Genomic DNA, 20,235 nt, shown 5'->3' on the forward strand with positions numbered 1-20,235 from the left:
CTCTGAAAGAAGAGGATGAACGATGCCGACTTCCCGTGCCGACGTGCCCACCCCCGATGGCGCCCGCTACCTCAAGCGCCTGTGCAACCACTTCGCCCACAAGCTGCCGGTGGAACTGAGCGAGGACAGCGGCGTGCTGAACTTCGAGTTCGGCACCTGCCGGCTCAAGGCCGACGCCGTCGCACTGCACCTGCAGGCCGAAGCCGAGGACGCCGAGCGCCTGGCCCGCGTGCAACAGGTGGTGGTCAGCCACCTCGACCGCTCCGCTTGGAAGGAAGGCCAGCTGCCGGTGAACTGGAGCTGAGCCCCCTGCCCTTTTCTTTTGCCGCCGTGGCCGCTGCGGTTCAGCGCTGGCCGTTGAGAATCTGCTGGATCAGGCCGCTGGCCAGTTCGATCAGCAGGTAGTCGCCGTCCACTTCCTGCCACTGGTAGCCGTAGGCTGGCGGCGGCAGCTGGCGGCTGCGCCAGTCCTCCACGTAGTAGCGCCGCGCGCGGTATTCCGGCGGCAGGTACTGGCCGGTCTGCCAGTGCCGGCGCTCGGCCTCCTGGCGGCGCATGGCGTCTTCCCATTCGCGTTGCCGCTGCTCCTGCTGGCGGCGTTGCGCCTCTTCCCACTGACGCTGGCGCTCATCGGCCTGGCGGCGCTGCTCGTCCTGCCACTGGCGGTCGCGCTCGGCCTGCTGGCGCTGTTCTTCCTGCCAGCGCCGCTGCTGTTCCTGCTGGCGGCGCTGGGCTTCCTGGCGCTGCTGTTGCTCGGCCTGGCGGCGCTGTTCATCGCGCTGGCGCTGGAACTCCTGTTGCTGGCGCTGCCGGTCCTCCATCTGCCGACGTTGCTGCTCGGCCATCTGCCGCTGCTGTTCCTGCTGCTGGCGTTGCTGCTCCTGCTGGCGGCGCTGCTGTTCCTCGTTCTGCCGGCGCTGCTGCTCGGCCATCTGGCGCTGTTGCTCCTGCCATTGCTGCTGTTGCTGGGCGTCGTTGGCGTTCCAGGCGAGGGCCGCGCCGGCGGGCAGCAGCAGGCCCAGGCAAAGGGCGCGGAGGGAGGCGGTCTTGGGCATGGTCGGGTCGTCGGGCAGGGCGGCGAAATGGCCGGGAAAGTCAGGAAAGTGGACAGGGAAATGCCGGGAAAAGTTCCGATCTCGGAAAAAAGCGTCGCCGCATGAAAAGACGATTGGTCATTATTCGGTCGTAACTAGATCGATATTTCAATTTATGGTCGCAAATAGACCAAATTACCTTGAATGATGCATTTGATCTATTTTTGTACAAAATCAATAAGTCAATACTTTGAAATATTTTGTAACCGTGTGACCACTTTTACCCCGGGTTATCCACAGAATCGATGCGCAAAATTTGTACATCGCGGCCTTTCACCCGGTAGGCGGCCTGGTAAGGCCAGCGTTCCAGCGGCAATTCGCGCACGCCGGGCACCTCGCTGGGCCGGCCGACGCTGCTCAGGCTGAGGTCGGCCAGCGCCTTCACCTGGCCGACCACGTCCTGGATGGCCTTCAGCGCCTTCTCCGGGCCGATCAGCACCACGTAGTGGTCGTACAGGCCGTCCAGGTCGGCCGCCGCCTTGTGCGTCCACTGCAGGCTCATGCCAGCCCCCACTTGGCTTCTATCTCCGCGTGCGGCAGCAGGTGCCCGGCGTTGGCGTCGGCCAGGCCTTCGTCGATGGCCGCCACGTGCCAGCTCTGGCGCTCCAGGTACTGCGCCAGGGCCTGGCGCAGGTGGTAGGGGCGGTCCCGGTGGGTGGCCCGGGCCAGTTGGTCCAGGGCCTTGGCCAGGGCGTCATCGGCGCGGAAGGAGATTACGGTGGTCAATTTCTGAGCAGTCCGTTTACGCTGTATACAGAGTTTACAACGATAACATAAGTATACGAATCAGGCACTTGGCGTTGGTGAGAAGGGCAATGGGAAGGAGAGGGCGCGAGTGCGGCCGGGCGCTGGCGCGGAGCTGGCTGGGTGGGTGGAAAGGCCCGGCTGGCGCGGCTTGCAGGGCACTTTCGCGGCGGCGCAAGTTGGCTTGCCGCTTTCGGGATTTGCCGCCGCCGCGGGGCGGTCCAGGCTGGTGGGGCAGCCCCTTTCCCGCCAGGAGACGCCCATGCCCCATGACTTCCCGCAACCGGTGGACGCCGCCGAGGTCCCGCGCTTCGCCGGCATCCCCAGCTTCATGCGCCTGCCGATCTTCGAGGACCCGGCCCAGGTGGACATCGCCCTGGTCGGCGTGCCCTGGGACGGCGGCACCACCAACCGCGCCGGCGCCCGCCACGGCCCGCGCGAGGTGCGCAACCAGTCCAGCCTGATGCGCAAGGTGCACCACGTCAGCCGCATCGCGCCCTACGACCTGGCGCGCGTCGGCGACGTGGGCGACGCCCCGGTGAACCCCATCGACCTGCTCGATTCGCTCAAGCGCATCGAGGGCTTCTACCGGCGCATCCACGCTGCCGGCGCGGTGCCGCTGTCGGTGGGCGGCGACCACCTGGTGACGCTGCCGATCTTCCGCGCCCTGGCCGCCGAGCGGCCCATCGGCATGGTCCACTTCGACGCCCATTCGGACACCAACGACCGTTACTTCGGCGACAACCCCTACACCCACGGCACGCCGTTCCGCCGCGCCATCGAGGAGGGCCTGCTGGACCCGCGGCGCACCGTGCAGATCGGCATCCGCGGCTCGGTGTATTCAGCGGACGACGAGGCCTTCGCCAAGGAGTGCGGCATCCGCGTCATCCACATGGAGGAGTTCGCCGCGCTGGGCGTCGAGGCGACACTCGCCGAGGCGCGGCGGGTGGTGGGCGAGGGGCCGACCTACGTCAGCTTCGACGTCGACGTGCTCGACCCGGCCTTCGCCCCCGGCACCGGCACCCCGGAGATCGGCGGCATGACCACGCTGCAGGCGCAGCACCTGGTCCGTGGCCTGCAGGGCCTGGACCTGATAGGCGCGGACGTGGTGGAGGTGTCGCCGCCGTTCGATCTGGGCGGCGCCACGGCGCTGGTCGGCGCGACCATGATGTTCGAGCTGCTGTGCATCCTCGCCGACGCCCGGGCCCGGCGCCGCTGACCGCTGCGGGGGTTCACGGGGCGGCGCCCGCGGGGCTATAACGAAGGCCTGCCCCCGCCGCCGCGAGAACCCCCATGCTGGGCAACCTTTCCGACATCGACCTGCGCCTGCTGCGCACCTTCTGCGCCATAGTCGAGGCCGGCGGCTTCACCGCCGCCCAGGTGCGTCTGAACACCAGCCTGTCGCGCCTGAGCGTGCTGGTGCGCGACCTCGAACTGCGCCTGGGCTACTCGCTGTGCCGGCGCGGCAGCAGCGGCTTCCAGCTCACCGAGGAAGGCCAGCAGCTGTACGACGCGGCCCAGGGCCTGTTCGTCGACATCGAACGCTTCCGCGAGCAGGTCACCGGCCTGGGCGGACGCGACCGCGAAACCCTGCACCTGGGCTGCGTCGACGGCGTGGTCGGGCAGCACTGCTGGGCGCTGCCGTTGGCCATCCGCCTGTTCCGCCAGGGCAACCCCGGCGTGCGCCTGAACCTGCACACCCAGCGCCCGGACGAATTGGAGAACGCCGTGCTGGAAGAGCGCCTGCAACTGGCCATCGGCGCCTTCCACCATCGCCTGTCCGGGCTGCGCTACCAGTTGCTCTTCAGCGAGGAACAGAACCTCTACTGCGCCCCCGGCCACCCGTTCTTCGCCCGCGCCGACGACGAGCCGGACCTGGAGGCGATCTGCGCCGCCGATTACGTCGGCCGCGGCTACATGGCCGAGAGCCGGCGCCCCCACGGCCTGGTGTTCAACCGCACGACCACCGCCTACAGCATGGAGGCCATCGCCAACCTGGTGTTCAGCGGCACCTTCATCGGCTACCTGCCGACGCCCTACGCCGCCGCCTGGGTCGCCGAGGGACGGCTGCGGGCGATCCGCCCCGCGCAGCTGGCCTACCACTCGGAATTCCACTGCGTGACGCGCCAGGGCGCCGAGCCGGGCGAAGCCCTGGGCGCCTTCCTCGGCGCGCTGGAACAGGCCCAGGCGCAACTGGGCCGGGGAGGGCTGGAGTCATGAACGCACTGCACGCATTGCACGAGGATGGCTTCGTACTGCTGCCCGGCCTGCTGGATGCTGCGCAGGTCGCGGAAGTGCGCGGGCTGATCGACGCCCTGCGGCCGATCCACTGGGACTACGAGGGCCTGGTGGACCACTACAAGTGCGTGTTCAACCGCTCGCCGCGCTGGCTGCCGTACCTCGACCCGCCGGGGCTGATCGAGGTGGCCAAGGCGGCGCTGGGCGAGGACTGCCACGTGATCGGCCAGACCGCCTGGCGCTGCCACCCCGGCTTCATCGGCGGCGACATGCACCAGGACTACCTGCCGCTGCGCTTGCCGGAAGCCTTGCTGCTGGGCGGCTTCGAGCTGCCGATGTTCATCTGCACGGCGCAGGTCTACCTCGACGACATCGACCACGAACTCTGCCCGACCTGGGTGATCCCCGGCAGCCACCGCGCCGGCCGCGCGCCGCACCCGGACGAGCGCAGCTGGCGGGGCAGGGCGGCCGAACCGGTGCTGTGCCGCGCCGGCGACTGCCTGCTGTTCCGCAGCGACCTGTGGCACTCCGGCAGCCGCAACCTGAGCCAGCGCACGCGCTACCTGTTGCAGGTGCACTACGGCCGGCGCATGGTGGCGCAGAAGTTCTCGCCCTATCTCGACTGGCGCTTCGAACCCGAAGTGCTGGCCGCCTGCACGCCCCGCCAGCGCCGCCTGCTGGGCGGCCACGAGGCGGCGGAATACGACTGAGGAGCCCGGCCATGAGCCAGACCTGCCAGGGGGGCTGCCATTGTGGTGCCCTGCGTTATGAGTTCACTGCGGAGCTGGATGATGTTGGCCACTGCCATTGTTCGATCTGTCGGCGTAGCAGTGGGGGCATGGTGGTGACTTGGGCGACGGTGCCGCGCAGCAGCTTTCGTTGGCTGAAGGGGGAGCCGGCCTGCTATGTGTCGAGTCCGGGCAATCGTCGGTTGTTCTGTGGCAACTGTGGGGCGCAGGTGGTGTTCGAGACGGAGCGGACGCCGGAGACGCTGGATGTGACTGTGGCGACCTTCGATCATCCGGAGGTGGCGCCGCCGCAACGGCATGTCTGGATGAAGAGCCGGGTTGCTTGGTTGCATCTGGATGAGCAGTTGCCGGGGGAGGATGAGGAGGTTTTGTAGGAGCGAGCTAGCCGGCGGCTCTTGTGCGCTGGATCGGTTCCGCTCCCTCTCCCCAGCCCTCTCCCTTCAGGGAGAGGGTTAGGGAGAGGGCGCTCTTCAGCTGAAGCACCGACCCCTGCCGGTAGAACCCTTTACCAGTCGTAGGGTGTACAACCGTTCGCGGTTGTACGCCGCTACACCGGACTTGTCTCTAACTCCGAGGCCGACCTGGGCGACGGCCGAAGTTCACCCCAGGTCGACCCTGGCTCGTGGCTGGGCCAAGGTGAAACGGCGTATAACCGCGAACGGTTATACGCCCTACGCGGCGTTTCAGAACGCCATCTGCCACTGCGCGATCAGCGCATGGTTCTGCGCCTGGCTGCCTTTCTCGCCGCTGTAGGCCAGGCCGATGCTGTGGCGGGCCGACAGGCCCAGGTCCAGGCCCAGGTCCAGCAGCAGGCTGTTGCGGTCCAGCGCCGTGCCCTGGACGCTGAAGGCGCCGCCGCCGGCGAGGAAGGCCTGGCGGGTGCTGCTGTCCAGGTCGCCGTAGGTGTGGCGCCAGCCCAGGCCCAGGCGCGGGGTCAGGCTCATGCCGTTGTCCAGGCTGGTGAGCCAGGCCGTGCGCACGCCCAGGGTGCTGCTGAAGTTGTGCTGGCTTTGCTCGTCCACGTGCAGGGCCGCGGCGCCGCCTTTTTCGTCGTAGGCGTCGCGCTTGTAGTACTGGTAGCCGAGGTTGGCGTAGGGCTCGGCGCTCAGGCGGCCGTCGCCGAGCTGGTAGCCGGCCTCGGCGAAGGCCTGCCAGCTGTGGGCGTCGTAGTCGCCCTTGGGGCGGTCGCTGAAGCCGTCGAACTCGATGCGGCGTTTGCTTTCGCCGTCGTGGCTGCTGTAGGCCGCGCCCAGGCGCAGGGCCAGCGGGCCGTCCTGGCGCAGGGCGTAGGTGCCCAGGTGCCAGCTGTCGATGTCGCCGGAGGCGCCGCCCTGGCCGTCGAGGTCGGTGTGCGAGTAGCCGCCCAGCACGCCCAGGCGCCATTGGCCGTCCAGCGCCCAGTCGGCGCCCAGCAGGGTGCCGCCGGTGTTCTGGTCGAGGTCGCCGCTGCCGTGCTCGCCGTCCAGTTGGCCGTGGCTGCCGATGCCTTGCAGCCAGAGGCGGCCGGCGGCGTTCGGGTCGTTCAGGTTGCGTGCCTCGTTGGGTACGCCGAGGGCGGCCAACTGCGGGGTGTCGCGGTCGTCGCTGGCCACCAGCAGGCCGCCGCCGAGCTGGCGCAGCGCGCCGAGCATGGCGCCGCCCACCGCCTGGCTGCCGGCCAGGGTGGCGGCGGCCAGGTTGGCGTTGCCGGCGCCGGCCAGCTGTTCCACGGCGCGGCCGGCGTTGCCGGCGTCGCTGGTGATCAGCGCGTTGTACAGCTGGCCCATGCCCTGGCCCTGCAGGGCGCTGGCGGCGTTGCGGCCGTTGCCGCTGCTGGCCAGGTCGGCGAACTGCACGTCGTTGCGCGTCAGTTGCAGGTCCACGCTGTTGGCGCCGTAGCTGAGGCTCGGGGTGAGGAAGGCGAAGTTGCTGCTGACCTCGGCGAACCGGCCGCTGACGCCGCCGCTGGCGTTCAGCACCTGGTAGCTGCTCTGCCAGGGGTAGTTGCCGGGCCCGGCTTGCAGGGCCAGGCGCGCGCCGTCCAGGGTCGCGCTGCCATCCACTTGCAGGGTGGCGTGGCTGCCGTCGGCCTCCACGCCATAGGCCAGGGTCGATCCGCTGTGCAGGGCCAGGTCGCCGGTCACGTGGGTGGCGCCCTGCTGCGGGTTGGCCAGCAAGGTACCGCTGACGTCCAGGCCGCCGACGCTGCCGCCGCCGGCGTAGCTGGCGCCGCTGTCCACCAGCAGGCTGCCGGCGATGCCGCCCTGGTTGATCAGCTGGGCGCCGGCGAAGACTTCGCCGCCTTCGCTGAAGTCGCCGCTGCCAGTGAGGGTCCAGGCGCCCTGGCGCACCTCCAGGCGCTCGAAGTTGCGGCTCTGACCGAAACTGCCGCCGCGGGCGTCGTCGAAGCTCACCCTGTCATGGCCGTCGCCGCCGTCCACCAGGCCTTCGAAGCGGCTGCCGGCGAGCAGCGTCAGGCTGTCGTCGCCGCCGCCCAGTTCCAGGGCGATGCCGTTGCCGCCGTGAATCAGGCCGTCGTTGATCACGCTGTCGGCGAAGTCGCCGACCAGGCTCACGCCGCTGGAGGCCAGGCCTTCGATGGTGCCGTGGTTCTCCAGGGTGGTGGCGCCGTAGCCGCTGCCGGCGGAGCCGTCGTCCACCAGGATGCCGCGGCTGGCGCCGCTGATCAGCGCGCCGGCGGCGTTGTAGACGCTGCCGCCGCCCATGGCGATGCCTTCGCTGCCGTTGGGCTGGCCGCCCTTGTCGACGCCGGCCGCGCCTGTGCCTTCGATGATTCCGTGGTTCTCGATGTGGCCGATCAGGTCGATGTCCACGCCATCGCCGTCGCCATCGGGCACCAGGCCGTTGTAGGCGCCGGTGATGCGCCCGTAGTTGGTGACCGTGCCGTTGCCGTCGGAGCCGTAACCCGAGCCGTTGCGGCCGATGATCACGCCGTCGGCGTAGTTGACCAGGGTGGCGCCGACGTCGGTGGTGATGCCGTGGCGGCCGCCGGAGATCAGCCCGTGGTTGTAGACGCTGCCGCCCTCGGCGTCCTGGAAGTCGATGCCGTCGTTCTTGGCGTCGGCGTCGATCATGTCGCCGCTGCTGATCTCGCCGTAGTTGGTGATGCTGGCGTTGGCGCCGGGGCGGATGCCGTCGTTGCCGTCGCCGTGGATGACGCCGGTTTCGCGGTTGATGATGGTCACCGGCACGCCGCTGCGCAGGTCGTCGAAGTCCACCGCCTGGCCGGTGGTCGAGCGGATGCTGCCGGCGTTGTCCAGCAACAGGCTGCCGCTGTCGAAGCCGTCCTTCACCCGCACGGCGTCGTCGCTGGCGCTGATGCTGGCGCCGGCGCGGTTGTAGATCCGGTAGTCGCGGGTGGTCGCGGTGCTGCCCGAGCTTTCGATGGCGCGGCCGCTGGTGGCGGTGATCTGCCCGCTGTTGTCGACCACCACGCCGGCGCCGCTGGTGGCGTCCTTCAGGGCGACGGTCTTGTCGCTGGCGGTGATGCTGCCGCTTGCGGTGACCTGCAGGCTGGCCTCGCCGGAGAGCGTCTGCTTGCTGGTGCTGGGCGTGCTGATGACGATGGGGCCGGCGGGCACGGCATGGGCGCCGGCGCTGAAGACGAGGGCGATGCTGAACGCCAGCGGGGAAGGCTTGAACGACATGGCGACGACCTTTTTTCTTCTGGAAGTGGCCGTCGTTTATAGCGATGCAATCTTACGTTTTTGTAACCATGCTGGCTTTTTGCCAAGGCCGGGCGCCGCGGCGCCCGGCCCTGCCGTCACTGCTTGTAGTAGACGATCTGGTTGCTGGTGGCGAGCAGTTCGCCGGCCTCGCTCCACAGCTCCGCGGCCTGGTCGAAGTAGCCGTTGCGGAAGGCCTGGCCGCGGGCCTCGCCGAGCAGGTAGCCGCTGCCGACTTCGGCCAGTTGCGCGGCGTCGGTGTGGAAGTAGGTGGTGATCGACACGGTGCCGGCCGGCACCGGGGTGGCGCGGCGCAGCCATACGCGCGGGTAGAAGATGTCGCTCATCGCCGCCAGGGCCGGGAAGTCCAGTGCCCGCGGCTGGGCGTCGCGCAGCCAGAGGCGGGTGCGGCTGTGTTCGCCGCTGCCGTCCCAGGTGCTGGGGAAGGCGCCGTCGATGGCGCGCATCTCGTACTGCTGCACCCAGGCCACGCCCTTGCCGCTGGTGTTCAGCGGCGGCGTCTGCGCCGGCGCCGTGGCTTGCGGGCGCGCCAGGTCGAGTTCGCTCCAGGTCTCGCGGCGCAGGGCGGTGACCGCGGTGCCGGTGGTGGAGACCTGCTCCACGCCGTCGCCGTCCAGCTGGCTCAGCTGCAGCAGCCAGTGCTGGGTGGAGCGGTTGGTGCGGATCGGCGTGGCGCGCACGGCGAAGGCGCCGGCCTCGATGGCGGCGGCGAAGTTCACCGTCAGCGCGACGGGCGCGCCGAGCAGCCGCGGGTGGCGCAGCACGGCCTGCAGCAGGGTGGCGGCGGTGATGCCGCCGAAGGGCCCGACCATGTTCCAGTAGTCGGCGCTGGTGTGGCCATGGAACAGGTCGGCGTCGCGGGCGTCGGCCTCCAGGGCCAGGGCGCGGTCGAAGGGGTGCAGGGCGGAGTCGGTCATGCTCGGTGCTCTCGGCGCGGGTATCCGGTCCTTTTAGGGGAGCGGCCCGGGCGCGGTCAAGCGAACCGGGCGGTCAGGGCGTGACCTCGAAACGCAGGGTGCCGATCACCTGGCCGACCTCGGTGATCACCTGCACCTGCCAGCGCCCGGTCGGGTCGGCGGGGAAGTTCTGCTTGTGCGTCCAGGCGCGGTAGCCGGCCTCGCGGCCGCCGTGGATGTCCAGGGCGATGCGGTCGACTTCCTGGCCGTTGTGCAGCCACACGTGGAAGATGCGCTCGTCCAGGCCGCGCGGTGCGCTGATGGCGGTGTAGGCGTAGAGGCCCTGGGCGCGGATCTGCGCGGCGCCGACCTGCTCGACGCTGTCGCCGGGGGTGCGCTGGCTGTTGTCGAACTGCTCGGTGACCGCCATTTCCGCCAGCCACAGGGTGGACGGCGGCACCCAGGCGCGGCCGAACCAGCCGACCACGCCGATGCACAGGGTCAGGCCGAGCAGGGCGAACCAGCGCCACCACTTGTGGATGCCCACCGACACCACCAGGCTGGGGAAGGACAGCGCCACGGCGATGCCCAGGGCCCAGCGGTAGCTCTCCGGGGTGCTCAGCTGGAGGATCAGCGGCAGCGCGGTGAGCAGCACGGCGAACAGTGTCAGGGTGTGGTAGCCGAGGAAGGTCCAGCGCCGCGGCGCCAGCCACTTGTAGTAGACCGGGTCGGTGATGGCGATCAGTCCGGCCAGCCCCAGGGCGCCGGTGAACAGGGCCTGGCCGCTGTTCCAGGTGGTGGTGACGAAGAAGAACGGCAGGACGAAGAACAGGCTTTCCTGGTGGATCAGCTGGGTCGCGTAGCGCAGCAGCCCCGGCGGCACCGACCAGCCGAAGCGCTCCTTGAAGCGCTGGGTGAGCAGGTTCTCCAGCATCAGCCAGAGCCAGCTGACCAGCATGACGATGGCCATGGCGCGGGCGAAGCCGGCGCGGTGGCGATCGACCATCATGAAGCTGAACAGCCCGGAGCAGAAGCCGAACAGGGCGACCAGCCGCGGGTAGCGTTCGAGGAGCGAGAGGGCCAGCGCGATCAGGCGCTGCACGCGGGATTTCAACACAAGCATGACGAAGGGCCGAAGCCGGACAACCGGAAGGGCGGGGATTGTAGCGCTTGTGCCGGGCGCGGGGCAGCGGCGCTGGACGGAGGGTAGGGTGGTTGTGCCGGGGGGGCTCTTCGTAGGAGCGAGCTTGCTCGCGAATGAGCCCCGCAGCGGAATCTGTTCGCGAGCAAGCTCGCTCCTACGAGAAGCCGTGCCGCCTGAGACGTAGGAGCGGACCTTGTCCGCGATAGCCGGCGGTTCCGGCGCGATTCGCGGATGAGATCCGCTCCTACGCCGCCCCACCCGCGCCATTCCCCTGCGCGCGAATCGCGGGCAGGGCCCGCTCCTACAAGGGTTGGCATTCAGCCCCGTAGGATGGGTTGAGCGGAGCGATGCCCATCGCCACGACCGCATGGGTTTCGCAAGCTCAACCCATCCTACGAAGGCTTGTGTGTGGGCTCTGACACCACCCCGCCGCTCAACTCCTCGCGGGCATAGTCGACGAACAGCCGCGCCGGCTTGGTCAGCTGGGCGCGCTTGAGCCAGGCGGCCACCAGGCCGGAGGCGCTGACGTCTTCGGCGATGTTCACCATCACCACCTTCTTGCCGTCGTAGGTGCACTCCGAATGCGGCCGGGTGACCAGCACCGAGAAGCCGAAGCCCTGGCCGACCATGCCGCGCACCATCTCGATGGAGGGCGAGCTGAAGGCGATGTTCGGCGTCAGCCCCAGTTCCTCGAAGATGCTCACGAAGTAGGTGCGGCTGGGTTGCACGTCGAGCAGGATCATCGGCTCCAGCGCCAGGTCGCGCAGCGACACCTGGGCCTGGCGGGCGAAGCGGTGGTCGGCCGGGAGCAGGGCGTAGGGGCGCTGCGCCGGCATCAGCGGCTCGGTCTCGATGGTGCCGTCGAGGTCGTGGCGGTACAGCAGGGCCAGGTCGAAGCGCCCGGAGGTCAGGCCCTGCACCAGTTCCTGCTGCTCGCCGTCGCGGATGCGGATCTCCACCCCCGGGTAGCGCTCGCGGAAGCCGGCGATCAGCCGCGGCAGGTACAGCGGCGCCACCGTCTCGAAGCAGGCCAGGTCGATCTGCCCGGCCACCACGTCGTTGTCGGCCAGGGCGTTCTGCTCGAACTCGTGGGCCATGCGCAGCAGTTCCTGGGCCTTGCGGTAGAAGCGCGCGCCGCTGGGGGTGAGGGACACGCCCTGGGCGTGGTGGCGGATGAACAGCTGCACGCCGAAGCTCTCTTCCAGGCCCTTGATCGCCGTGGAGATCGACGGCTGGGCGATGTAGAGCTTGCGCGAGGCCTCGGCCACGCTGCCGCATTCCACTGTGGTCACGAAATACTTCAATTGCCGCAAGGTATAGGAAGCCACTGCAAGACCTCTATGGCGCGGCTTCGCCGGTGGCGTGCGCGCTCTCGTTGTGTCATCGGTTCATCGGGAAGCAAGGATCGGGCCCGCCGGCCTGCGCCGGGGAGCGTCGAGGAGCCTCCAGGTGCCGCACCATAACCCAGCATGGCGCACTTTGCCGGTGCGCGCCTGCCCAGCTTTTTCATATACCCCGAAGACATATTTAATATTTTTCCTCCGCCGGGGCATGCGCGACCATCAGGGGTACCACAGAACAAAACAATAATTGCTCGTGAGCAGGAGTGCCCTGGTGTATCAACTCAGCGACTGGCAGCAGCGTGCAGCCCGCCAGACCTTCATCGACGCCGCTCTGATCGATGGCCGCCGCGTGGCCGCCGCCGACGGCGCCACCTTCGCATCCATCGACCCGGCCACCAACCGCCTGCTGGCCAACGTCGCCGCCTGTGGCGCGACCGAGGTCGACGCCGCCGTGCGCAGCGCCCGCCGTGCCTTCGAGCAGGGCCCCTGGGCGCGCATGGCGCCGCGCGAGCGCAAGGCCGTGCTGCTGAAGCTGGCCGAGCTGATGCTGGCCCACCGCGACGAGCTGGCCCTGCTGGACTCGCTGAACATGGGCAAGCCGGTGATGGATGCCTGGAACATCGACGTGCCCGGCGCCGCCGGCGTCTTTTCCTGGTACGCCGAGGCCCTGGACAAGCTCTACGACCAGGTCGCCCCGACCGCGCCCAACGCCCTGGCCACCATCACCCGCGCGCCCCTGGGCGTGATCGGCGCCGTGGTGCCGTGGAACTTCCCTCTCGACATGGCCGCCTGGAAACTGGCCCCGGCCCTGGCCGCCGGCAACTCGGTGGTGCTCAAGCCGGCCGAGCAGTCGCCGTTCTCGGCCCTGCGCCTGGCCGAACTGGCCCTGGAGGCCGGCCTGCCCGAGGGCGTGCTGAACGTGGTGCCGGGCCTCGGCGAGCACGCCGGCAAGGCCCTGGGCCTGCACCCGGACGTGGACTGCCTGGTGTTCACCGGCTCCACCGAAGTGGGCAAGTACTTCATGCAGTATTCCGCCCAGTCCAACCTCAAGCAGGTATGGCTGGAGTGTGGCGGCAAGAGCCCGAACCTCGTGTTCGCCGATTGCCGCGACCTCGATCTTGCGGCTGAAAAAGCGGCATTCGGCATTTTCTTCAACCAGGGCGAGGTCTGCTCGGCCAACTCGCGGCTGCTGGTGGAGCGCTCCATCCACGACGAATTCGTCGAGCGCCTGATCGCCAAGGCCCGCGACTGGGCCCCGGGCGACCCGCTGGACCCGGCCAGCCGCGCCGGCGCCATCGTCGACGCCAAGCAGACCGCCAGCATCCTGCGCTTCATCGAGGAAACCCGCGGCAGCGCTGCTACCCTGGCCTGCGGCGGCCGCCAACTGAGCTTCAACGGTTCAGGCAACTTCATCGAGCCGACCATTTTCACCAACGTCGACCCGCAGCAGCGCCTGGCCCGCGAGGAAGTCTTCGGCCCGGTGCTGGCGGTGACCGCCTTCGACAGCGAGGACGAGGCCCTGCGCCTGGCCAATGACAGCCCCTTCGGCCTGGCCGCCTCGGTGTGGAGCGACGACCTCAACCGTGCCCACCGCGTGGCCGGCCGGTTGAACGTCGGCACCGTGTCGGTGAACACCGTGGACGCCCTGGACCCGGCCATCCCCTTCGGCGGCGGCAAGCAGTCCGGCTTCGGCCGCGACCTGTCGCTGCATTCGTTCGACAAGTACACCCAGCTGAAAACCACCTGGTTCCAGCTGCGCTGAGGGCAGCCCCGGGGCCGGCGCACCGCCGGCCCGTGCTGCCCCGGCGAACCGCTCGAGACGGCCGGTGAGACTGCCCAGGTAAGTCCGTCGCCCTCGATCCCCTGCAAACCCCTCAGGCCGGCTGCCGGAGCACCGCCGAGGGAACTAGGAGAAAGTCGATGACCGACAACACCAAAGCGCAACGCGAAACCCGTGACTACCAGGCGGCGGACGCGGCCCACCACATCCACGCCTTCCTCGACCAGAAGGCGCTGAACGCCGAAGGCCCGCGGGTGATGGTGCGCGGCGAGGGCCTGTACCTGTGGGACAACGACGGCAACCGCTACCTGGACGGCATGTCCGGCCTGTGGTGCACCCAACTGGGCTACGGGCGCAAGGACCTGACCGCCGCGGCGAGCGCGCAGATGGACCAGCTGTCGTACTACAACATGTTTTTCCACACCACCCACCCGGCGGTGATCGAGCTGTCCGAGCTGCTCTTCAGCCTGGTGCCGGGCCACTACAGCCACGCCATCTACACCAACTCCGGCTCCGAATCCAACGAGGTGCTGATCCGCACCGTGCGCCGTTACTGGCAGATCCTCGGCAAGCCGCAGAAGAAGATCATGATCGGCCGCTGGAACGGCTACCACGGCTCGACCCTGGCGGCCACCGCGCTGGGCGGCATGAAGTTCATGCACGAGATGGGCGGCATGATCCCGGACATCGCCCACATCGACGAACCCTACTGGTTCGCCAACGGCGGCGACCTCACCCCCGAGGAATTCGGCCGTCGCTGCGCGCAGCAGCTGGAGGACAAGATCCTCGAACTGGGCGCCGAGAACGTCGCCGGCTTCATCGCCGAGCCGTTCCAGGGCGCCGGCGGCATGATCTTCCCGCCGGAGAGCTACTGGCCGGAAATCCAGCGCATCTGCCGCAAGTACGACGTGCTGCTGTGCGCCGACGAAGTGATCGGCGGCTTCGGCCGCACCGGCGAATGGTTCGCCCACCAGTACTTCGGCTTCGAGCCGGACACCCTGTCCATCGCCAAGGGCCTGACCAGCGGCTACATCCCCATGGGCGGCCTGGTGCTGAGCAAGCGCATCGCCGAGGTGCTGGTGGAGCAGGGCGGCGTGTTCGCCCACGGCCTGACCTATTCCGGCCACCCGGTGGCGGCGGCGGTGGCCGTGGCCAACCTCAAGGCGCTGCGCGACGAGGGCATCGTCACCCAGGTCAAGAACGACACCGGCCCCTACCTGCAGCAGTGCCTGCGCGAGGTGTTCGGCAACCACCCGCTGATCGGCGAGATCCAGGGCGCCGGCCTGGTGGCGGCGCTGCAGTTCGTGGAGGACAAGGCCACCCGCAAGCGCTTCGACAACGAGAACGACCTGGCCTGGCGCTGCCGCACCATCGGCTTCGAGGAAGGCCTGATCATCCGCTCCACCCTCGGCCGCATGATCATGGCCCCGGCCCTGGTGGCCGGCCGCGCCGAGCTGGACGAGCTGGTGGACAAGACGCGCATCGCGGTGGACCGCACCGCGAAAGAGATCGGCGTGCTGTAAGGCACGACACGACCTTGTAGGAGCGAGCTTGCTCGCGAAGTCCGGCGTAAGACGGATTCCCTCTCCCCCCGCCCTGGCTGCGCGCCCCGCTCCGAAGGGAGAGGGTTAGGGGGAGGGGGCTTTCCGGCCCTTCGCGAGCAAGCTCGCTCCTACGAAAAACGAACAACAACAACGCCGCGGGCCCACGCAGGCCCGCGCCGTGGAACCTTTTTGCCGCCCGTTCGGCAACTGCCCAGCAATCCAAACCAACAACGCCAACCGGCTGTGGGAGTTCGTTCCATGAAATCGTCCTTGCATTGCATCCTCGCCTGCGCGGTCCTCGCCGCCACCGGCGCCGCCCAGGCGCAGGATCTCACGGTGATCTCCTTCGGCGGCGCCACCAAGGCCGCCCAGGACAAGGCCTACTTCAAACCCTTCGATGCCAGCGGCGCCGGCAAGGTGATCGCCGGCGAGTACAACGGCGAGATGGCCAAGGTGAAGGCCATGGTCGACGTCGGCAAGGTCACCTGGGACGTGGTCGAGGTGGAAAGCCCCGAGCTGCTGCGCGGCTGCGACGAGGGCCTGTTCGAGCGCATCGACCCGGCCGCCATCGGCGACGAGTCGAAGTTCGTCCCCGGCACCTTCAGCGAGTGCGGCGTGGCCACCTACGTCTGGTCGATGGTCATGGCCTACGACAGCAAGCGCCTGGCCAAGGCGCCGACCTCCTGGGCGGACTTCTGGAACGTCAAGGACTACCCGGGCAAGCGCGGCCTGCGCAAGGGCGCCAAGTACACCCTGGAAGTGGCCCTGCTGGCCGACGGCGTGAAGCCCGAGGACCTGTACAAGGTGCTGGGCACCCCCGAGGGCGTCAGCCGCGCCTTCAAGAAGCTCGACGAGATCAAGCCCTACATCCAGTGGTGGGAAGCCGGCGCGCAACCGCCGCAGTGGCTGGCCGCCGGCGACGTGGTGATGAGCGCCGCCTACAACGGCCGCATCGCCGCCGCGCAGAAGGAAGGCGTGCCGCTGGCCATCGTCTGGCCGGGCAGCCTCTACGACCCGGAATACTGGGCAGTGGTCAAGGGCACGCCGAACAAGGCCCTGGCCGAGAAGTTCATCGCCTTCGCCAGCCAGCCGCAGACGCAGAAGGTGTTCTCCGAGAACATCCCCTACGGCCCGGTGCACAAGGGCACCCTGGAACTGCTGCCGGCCGACGTGCAGGCCGCGCTGCCCACCGCCCCGGCCAACCTGCAGGGCGCCCGCTCGGTGGACTCGGCCTTCTGGGTCGACCACGGCGAGGAACTGGAACTGCGCTTCAACGCCTGGGCGGCCCGCTAAGGCCCCCGGCCAACCCGAGTGCCCGGCGTGCCGGGCACCGCTTTGCCTTGCGAGAACCACAATGACAACGACGCAAACCCCGGCGGCGACCCTGGAGCTGAGCACCATCCAGCCCATCGCCCGGCACGAACGCCACGGCCGCGCCCGCGACCTCTTCACCATCTGGTTCGGCAGCAACATCATGCTGCTCACCGTGGTCACGGGGGCGCTGGCCGTCACCGTGTTCCAGCTGTCCTTCGTCGCCGCGCTGCTGGCGCTGGTGCTGGGCAACCTGGTCGGCGGGGTGTTCATGGCCCTGCACTCGGCCCAGGGCCCGCAGCTGGGCGTGCCGCAGATGGTGCAGACGCGCGGCCAGTTCGGCTCCTTCGGCTCGCTGCTGGTGGTGGCCCTGGTGGTGATCATGTACCTGGGCTTCTTCGCCTCCAACCTGGTGCTCGGCGGCCAGACGCTGCACGCGCGCTTCCCGGCCGTGGCCACCAACGCCGGCATCCTGCTGGTGGGCCTGGTCAGCGTCGTCGCCACCGTCTTCGGCTACCGCCTGATCCACGGCTACACCCGGCTGATGTCCTGGCTGTCCGGCGCGGTGCTGCTGGTCAGCTTCGCCTGGGTGCTGTTCATCCACGGCCTGCCGGAGGACTTCCTGCAGCGCAACGGCTTCAACCTGCCGGGCTTCCTCGGCGCGCTGTCGATCGCCGCGCTCTGGCAGCTGGCCTATGCCCCCTACGTTTCCGACTACTCGCGCTACATGCCGCAGGACACCGGCGCGCGCACCGCGTTCTGGTCCAGCTACTGGGGCTGCTGCCTGGGTTCGATCCTGCCCATGCTCCTGGGCGTGATCGTCGGCCTGTGCCTGGACGGCGGCGACGTGGTCGCCGGGCTGATCGGCATGACCGGCGGCTTCAGCGCCGTGCTGGTGGCGGTGTTCTCCATCGGCATCGCCGCCACCAACGCCATGAACCTGTACTGCGGCACGCTCTCGGCGATCACCGTCGGCCAGACGCTGATCCCGGCCTGGGCGGCCGGCGCCGGCTGGCGCGCGCTGATCGCCCTGAGCCTGTTCGGCGGCTCGCTGGCCATCGCCCTGCTCGGCCAGGACAACTTCATGGCCAACTACACCAACTTCATCCTCCTGCTGCTCTACGTGCTGGTGCCCTGGAGCGCGATCAACCTGGTCGACTACTACCTGGTCGCCCACGGCCAGTACGACGTGCTGTCGTTCTTCCGCCGCGACGGCGGCATCTACGGCACCTTCAACTGGACCGCGGTGAACTGCTACGTGCTGGGCATCCTGGTGCAGGTACCGTTCATGTCCACCGAGCTGTACACCGGGGTGGTGGCGCGCGCCATGAACGGCGCCGACATCTCCTGGATCGTCGGCCTGGGCGTGGTCTCGCCGGTCTACTGGCTGTTCAGCCGCAAGCGCCAGCGCGCCCTGGCGGAGGCCCGCGCATGAGCCGGCGCAGCGGTTTCTTCTTCGACGAGCGCTGCTTCTGGCACGCCGCCGGGCTGCACGCGCTGATTCTCCCGGTGGGCGGCTGGCTGCAGCCGCCGGCCGGCAGCGGCCACGCCGAGTCGGCGGAGAGCAAGCGGCGGCTGAAGAGCCTGATGGATGTCTCGGGCCTGAGTGCGAAGCTCAGGCTCGCCAGCGCGCCGCTGGCCAGCGAGGAAGACCTGCTGCGGGTACACCCGCTGGACTACCTGCAACGCTTCAAGGCCATGAGCGACGCCGGCCATGGCGAGCTGGGCGAGGAGGCCATGGTCGGCCCCGGCACCTACGAGATCGCCCGGCAGTCCGCCGGGCTGGCCATCGCCGCGGTGGACGCGGTGCTCAGCGGCGAGCTGGACAACGCCTACGCGCTGTCGCGGCCGCCGGGCCACCATTGCCTGGCTGACCGCGGCATGGGCTTCTGCTACCTGGCCAACATCGCCGTGGCGGTGGAGGCGGCGAAGGCGCGCCACGGCATCCGGCGCGTCGCCGTGCTGGACTGGGACGTGCACCACGGCAACGGCACCCAGTCGATCTTCTACGGCCGCGACGATGTGCTGACCCTGTCGATCCACCAGGCCGACTGCTTCCCGGTAGGTTCCGGCGCCGTGGAAGAGCAGGGCGAAGGCGCCGGCCTGGGCGCCAACGTCAACGTGCCGCTGTACCCCGGCAGCGGCGACGACGCCTATCGCCATGCCATGGAACGCATCATAGTGCCGGCCCTGGAGCGCTTCCGCCCGGAGCTGATCGTGGTCGCCTGCGGCTTCGACGCCAACGGCGTGGACCCGCTGGCGCGCATGCTCGCCCACAGCGAGACCTTCCGCGCCCTCACCCGCAGCGTGCGCGAGGCCGCCGAGCGCCTGTGCGACGGGCGCCTGGTGCTGGTCCACGAGGGCGGCTACGCCGAAGCCTACGTGCCCTTCTGCGGCCACGCGGTGATCGAGGAACTGGCCGGGGTGGCCACCGAGGTGATCGACCCCTTCCTGCCGATGCTCGAAGGCCAGCAGCCGGACGCGGATTTCCGCGCCTTCCAGCGCCAGGCCATCGAGCGCATGGCGCAGAAGCTCGGCCTGTAGGCCGGCATCAAGCCTGCGGCAGCGTGCCCGGGCGCAGGTAAGCCAGCACGTGCGCGACGTAGTCGGCCTTGCCCAGTTCGACGCCCAGGCTGCGCAGGATGGCGTAGGCGGTGATGCAGTGGAAATAGAACTGCGGGAACGACCAGTCGCGGGCGTACTGCTGGCTGTCCATGTCGAAGATGATGCCGTTGGGCAGGTCGAGCGCGATCGGCGCCTCGGGCCGGCCATCGAGCGCATCGCCGGGCAGGTCGGCGAGCGCTGCCAGCGCTTCGGCGATGCAGGCCTGGGCCTCGGCCAGGGTGCCCGGCCGCTCGTTCGACGCCCAGCCGTCGTTGCGCACCTGCAGCCACGCCTGCGGAACGGCCAGGCCGCGTAGGCGGTAGGTCGGCTCCAGCGCCTGGAAGCAGGCGAAGCGCACCTGCGCGGCCAGCGGGTACATGTCCGGCGCCAGGCGTTGCGCCATCAGTTCGTCGACGTCGTTGCCGGCAGCGCTTTCATGGGCGGCGGCCTTGTCGAGCCATTGCGAGAGGTTCGTGAGCATGTGGGTGAACGAGGGGACGAGAAGGCTGGTCAGCGACATGGCGGGCTCCGGGAAAGGGGAGCCGTCAGCTTAGTCCGGGCTCGCCGGCCGTGCCGCGCCATGAAGTCCCTGTCGTACTCGGCCTGCTGTGGATATCGCGGACGGAGTCCGCTCCTACACCTCCAGGGAAGCACGGCTTTTCTACCAAGAGCACGTGGCGCGTACCGGCTGTGGGTCCTTTGTCTCCGGCTGACCCCAGCCTCCCCGCACACGCCGAACGGCTCCCTCTCCCTCCGGGAGAGGGTTAGGGTGAGGGGCCGTTGAGGCACGGAGTCTCCCTGTAGGAGCGGATTTATCCGCGATTGCGCCGGCAGGGCCTTGCTCGCGAACAAACGCGTTGCCATGCGGTTCGCGAGCAAGCTCGCTCCTACGAAGAGCATGCGGCGCGGAGTCCTTTGTCTCCGGCTGACTCCAACCTTCCCCGCACACGCCGAACGATCCCCTCTCCCTCCGGGAGAGGGCTAGGGTGAGGGGCCGTTGAGGCACGGGGCGTCATGTTTACCGTAGGAGCGGGCCCTGCCCGCGATTCGCGCGCAGGGCCCGCTCCTACAGGGGAATGCCGCGCAAAAAAAAGAGGGAGCC

Annotated in this window: 18 protein-coding genes and 1 pseudogene; 11 read left to right on the top strand and 8 right to left on the bottom strand. The window is 69.0% G+C overall.

Annotated elements, in window-relative coordinates; genetic code table 11:
- Positions 1-22 precede the first annotated feature (22 nt).
- Complete coding sequence (locus ACTWJ5_RS00635; protein WP_444437275.1) at positions 23-304, top strand: DUF2218 domain-containing protein; 282 nt, start codon at positions 23-25, stop codon at positions 302-304.
- A gap of 40 nt (positions 305-344) precedes the next feature.
- Here ACTWJ5_RS00635 and ACTWJ5_RS00640 read toward each other — a convergent pair whose 3' ends face one another.
- The 3 genes from ACTWJ5_RS00640 to ACTWJ5_RS00650 all read right to left on the bottom strand — a co-directional run bounded on the left by ACTWJ5_RS00640 (position 345) and on the right by ACTWJ5_RS00650 (position 1,820).
- Positions 345-1,055, bottom strand: a complete 711-nt coding sequence (locus ACTWJ5_RS00640; protein ID WP_444437276.1) for an RcnB family protein — start codon at positions 1,053-1,055, stop codon at positions 345-347.
- 259 nt (positions 1,056-1,314) lie between these two features.
- Positions 1,315-1,596 (bottom strand): type II toxin-antitoxin system RelE/ParE family toxin, encoded by a 282-nt coding sequence (locus ACTWJ5_RS00645; protein WP_009614629.1) that lies wholly within the window; start codon positions 1,594-1,596, stop codon positions 1,315-1,317.
- Positions 1,593-1,820: a CopG family ribbon-helix-helix protein gene (locus ACTWJ5_RS00650; protein WP_009614631.1), complete on the bottom strand. Its 228-nt coding sequence runs from the start codon at positions 1,818-1,820 to the stop codon at positions 1,593-1,595. Before ACTWJ5_RS00650 ends, ACTWJ5_RS00645 begins: the two co-directional genes overlap by 4 nt.
- 280 nt (positions 1,821-2,100) lie before the next feature.
- On the opposite strand from ACTWJ5_RS00650, the gene speB reads away from it, so the two are divergent.
- The 4 genes from speB to ACTWJ5_RS00670 all read left to right on the top strand — a co-directional run bounded on the left by speB (position 2,101) and on the right by ACTWJ5_RS00670 (position 5,199).
- On the top strand, positions 2,101-3,057 hold the full coding sequence (gene speB / locus ACTWJ5_RS00655) for an agmatinase (RefSeq protein WP_009614633.1): 957 nt from the start codon (positions 2,101-2,103) through the stop codon (positions 3,055-3,057).
- Between the two features lie 74 nt (positions 3,058-3,131).
- Positions 3,132-4,058 (top strand): LysR family transcriptional regulator, encoded by a 927-nt coding sequence (locus ACTWJ5_RS00660; protein ID WP_074980509.1) that lies wholly within the window; start codon positions 3,132-3,134, stop codon positions 4,056-4,058.
- Positions 4,055-4,786, top strand: coding sequence for a phytanoyl-CoA dioxygenase family protein (locus tag ACTWJ5_RS00665; RefSeq protein WP_444437277.1), 732 nt, complete (start codon positions 4,055-4,057; stop codon positions 4,784-4,786). The genes ACTWJ5_RS00660 and ACTWJ5_RS00665 overlap by 4 nt, the downstream gene beginning before the upstream one ends.
- Before the next feature lie 11 nt (positions 4,787-4,797).
- Positions 4,798-5,199 carry a GFA family protein gene (locus tag ACTWJ5_RS00670; protein ID WP_444437278.1) on the top strand — a complete coding sequence of 134 codons (402 nt, stop codon included), beginning with the start codon at positions 4,798-4,800 and terminating at the stop codon, positions 5,197-5,199.
- 309 nt (positions 5,200-5,508) lie between these two features.
- Here ACTWJ5_RS00670 and ACTWJ5_RS00675 read toward each other — a convergent pair whose 3' ends face one another.
- The 4 genes from ACTWJ5_RS00675 to ACTWJ5_RS00690 form a co-directional block, all read right to left on the bottom strand.
- Entirely contained in the window at positions 5,509-8,472 is a 2,964-nt protein-coding gene (locus ACTWJ5_RS00675) for an autotransporter domain-containing protein (RefSeq protein ID WP_444437279.1), read from the bottom strand.
- Positions 8,473-8,588: 116 nt separating this feature from the next.
- A complete protein-coding gene (locus tag ACTWJ5_RS00680) occupies positions 8,589-9,428 on the bottom strand; it encodes an acyl-CoA thioesterase (RefSeq protein ID WP_269961921.1) in 840 nt (279 codons plus the stop codon).
- Between the two features lie 73 nt (positions 9,429-9,501).
- Positions 9,502-10,530 carry a DUF5924 family protein gene (locus ACTWJ5_RS00685; protein ID WP_043312483.1) on the bottom strand — a complete coding sequence of 343 codons (1,029 nt, stop codon included), beginning with the start codon at positions 10,528-10,530 and terminating at the stop codon, positions 9,502-9,504.
- 413 nt (positions 10,531-10,943) lie between these two features.
- A complete protein-coding gene (locus tag ACTWJ5_RS00690) occupies positions 10,944-11,879 on the bottom strand; it encodes a LysR family transcriptional regulator (RefSeq protein ID WP_253407708.1) in 936 nt (311 codons plus the stop codon).
- 286 nt (positions 11,880-12,165) lie between these two features.
- Here ACTWJ5_RS00690 and ACTWJ5_RS00695 point away from each other — a divergent pair, with 286 nt between their 5' ends.
- From ACTWJ5_RS00695 to ACTWJ5_RS00720, 6 genes and pseudogenes are all read left to right on the top strand, one after another.
- Positions 12,166-13,656: an aldehyde dehydrogenase gene (locus tag ACTWJ5_RS00695; protein WP_261747236.1), complete on the top strand. Its 1,491-nt coding sequence runs from the start codon at positions 12,166-12,168 to the stop codon at positions 13,654-13,656.
- Positions 13,657-13,701: 45 nt separating this feature from the next.
- Positions 13,702-13,775: pseudogene (locus ACTWJ5_RS00700) on the top strand (hypothetical protein); the annotation flags it as partial.
- Positions 13,776-13,814: 39 nt separating this feature from the next.
- The gene (locus ACTWJ5_RS00705) at positions 13,815-15,197 is read left to right on the top strand and encodes an aspartate aminotransferase family protein (protein WP_261747235.1); all 1,383 of its coding nucleotides are present in this window, start codon (positions 13,815-13,817) and stop codon (positions 15,195-15,197) included.
- A 279-nt stretch (positions 15,198-15,476) separates the two neighbouring features.
- Positions 15,477-16,511 carry an ABC transporter substrate-binding protein gene (locus ACTWJ5_RS00710; RefSeq protein ID WP_074980515.1) on the top strand — a complete coding sequence of 345 codons (1,035 nt, stop codon included), beginning with the start codon at positions 15,477-15,479 and terminating at the stop codon, positions 16,509-16,511.
- Between the two features lie 61 nt (positions 16,512-16,572).
- Positions 16,573-17,964, top strand: coding sequence for a purine-cytosine permease family protein (locus tag ACTWJ5_RS00715; protein WP_444437280.1), 1,392 nt, complete (start codon positions 16,573-16,575; stop codon positions 17,962-17,964).
- The gene (locus ACTWJ5_RS00720) at positions 17,961-19,073 is read left to right on the top strand and encodes a class II histone deacetylase (protein WP_444437281.1); all 1,113 of its coding nucleotides are present in this window, start codon (positions 17,961-17,963) and stop codon (positions 19,071-19,073) included. Before ACTWJ5_RS00715 ends, ACTWJ5_RS00720 begins: the two co-directional genes overlap by 4 nt.
- A gap of 7 nt (positions 19,074-19,080) precedes the next feature.
- Here the strand turns inward: ACTWJ5_RS00720 and ACTWJ5_RS00725 are convergent, their stop codons facing one another.
- Positions 19,081-19,653 (bottom strand): DUF1993 domain-containing protein, encoded by a 573-nt coding sequence (locus ACTWJ5_RS00725; RefSeq protein ID WP_256513682.1) that lies wholly within the window; start codon positions 19,651-19,653, stop codon positions 19,081-19,083.
- Positions 19,654-20,235: the final 582 nt, after the last annotated feature.

Origin of the sequence: Pseudomonas sp. A6 (genome assembly GCF_052367875.1) — a bacterium.
Taxonomy (GTDB): domain Bacteria; phylum Pseudomonadota; class Gammaproteobacteria; order Pseudomonadales; family Pseudomonadaceae; genus Pseudomonas; species Pseudomonas citronellolis.

Bases quoted from the DNA above. Each gene is read 5' to 3' on its own strand.
- ACTWJ5_RS00675 (WP_444437279.1), bottom strand. From the start codon at position 8,472: ATGTCGTTCAAGCCTTCCCCGCTGGCGTTCAGCATCGCCCTCGTCTTC.
- ACTWJ5_RS00640 (WP_444437276.1), bottom strand. From the start codon at position 1,055: ATGCCCAAGACCGCCTCCCTCCGCGCCCTTTGCCTGGGCCTGCTGCTG.
- ACTWJ5_RS00660 (WP_074980509.1), top strand. From the start codon at position 3,132: ATGCTGGGCAACCTTTCCGACATCGACCTGCGCCTGCTGCGCACCTTC.
- ACTWJ5_RS00670 (WP_444437278.1), top strand. From the start codon at position 4,798: ATGAGCCAGACCTGCCAGGGGGGCTGCCATTGTGGTGCCCTGCGTTAT.
- ACTWJ5_RS00715 (WP_444437280.1), top strand. From the start codon at position 16,573: ATGACAACGACGCAAACCCCGGCGGCGACCCTGGAGCTGAGCACCATC.
- speB (WP_009614633.1), top strand. From the start codon at position 2,101: ATGCCCCATGACTTCCCGCAACCGGTGGACGCCGCCGAGGTCCCGCGC.
- ACTWJ5_RS00710 (WP_074980515.1), top strand. From the start codon at position 15,477: ATGAAATCGTCCTTGCATTGCATCCTCGCCTGCGCGGTCCTCGCCGCC.
- ACTWJ5_RS00720 (WP_444437281.1), top strand. From the start codon at position 17,961: ATGAGCCGGCGCAGCGGTTTCTTCTTCGACGAGCGCTGCTTCTGGCAC.
- ACTWJ5_RS00725 (WP_256513682.1), bottom strand. From the start codon at position 19,653: ATGTCGCTGACCAGCCTTCTCGTCCCCTCGTTCACCCACATGCTCACG.
- ACTWJ5_RS00645 (WP_009614629.1), bottom strand. From the start codon at position 1,596: ATGAGCCTGCAGTGGACGCACAAGGCGGCGGCCGACCTGGACGGCCTG.
- ACTWJ5_RS00665 (WP_444437277.1), top strand. From the start codon at position 4,055: ATGAACGCACTGCACGCATTGCACGAGGATGGCTTCGTACTGCTGCCC.
- ACTWJ5_RS00635 (WP_444437275.1), top strand. From the start codon at position 23: ATGCCGACTTCCCGTGCCGACGTGCCCACCCCCGATGGCGCCCGCTAC.
- ACTWJ5_RS00705 (WP_261747235.1), top strand. From the start codon at position 13,815: ATGACCGACAACACCAAAGCGCAACGCGAAACCCGTGACTACCAGGCG.
- ACTWJ5_RS00680 (WP_269961921.1), bottom strand. From the start codon at position 9,428: ATGACCGACTCCGCCCTGCACCCCTTCGACCGCGCCCTGGCCCTGGAG.
- ACTWJ5_RS00685 (WP_043312483.1), bottom strand. From the start codon at position 10,530: ATGCTTGTGTTGAAATCCCGCGTGCAGCGCCTGATCGCGCTGGCCCTC.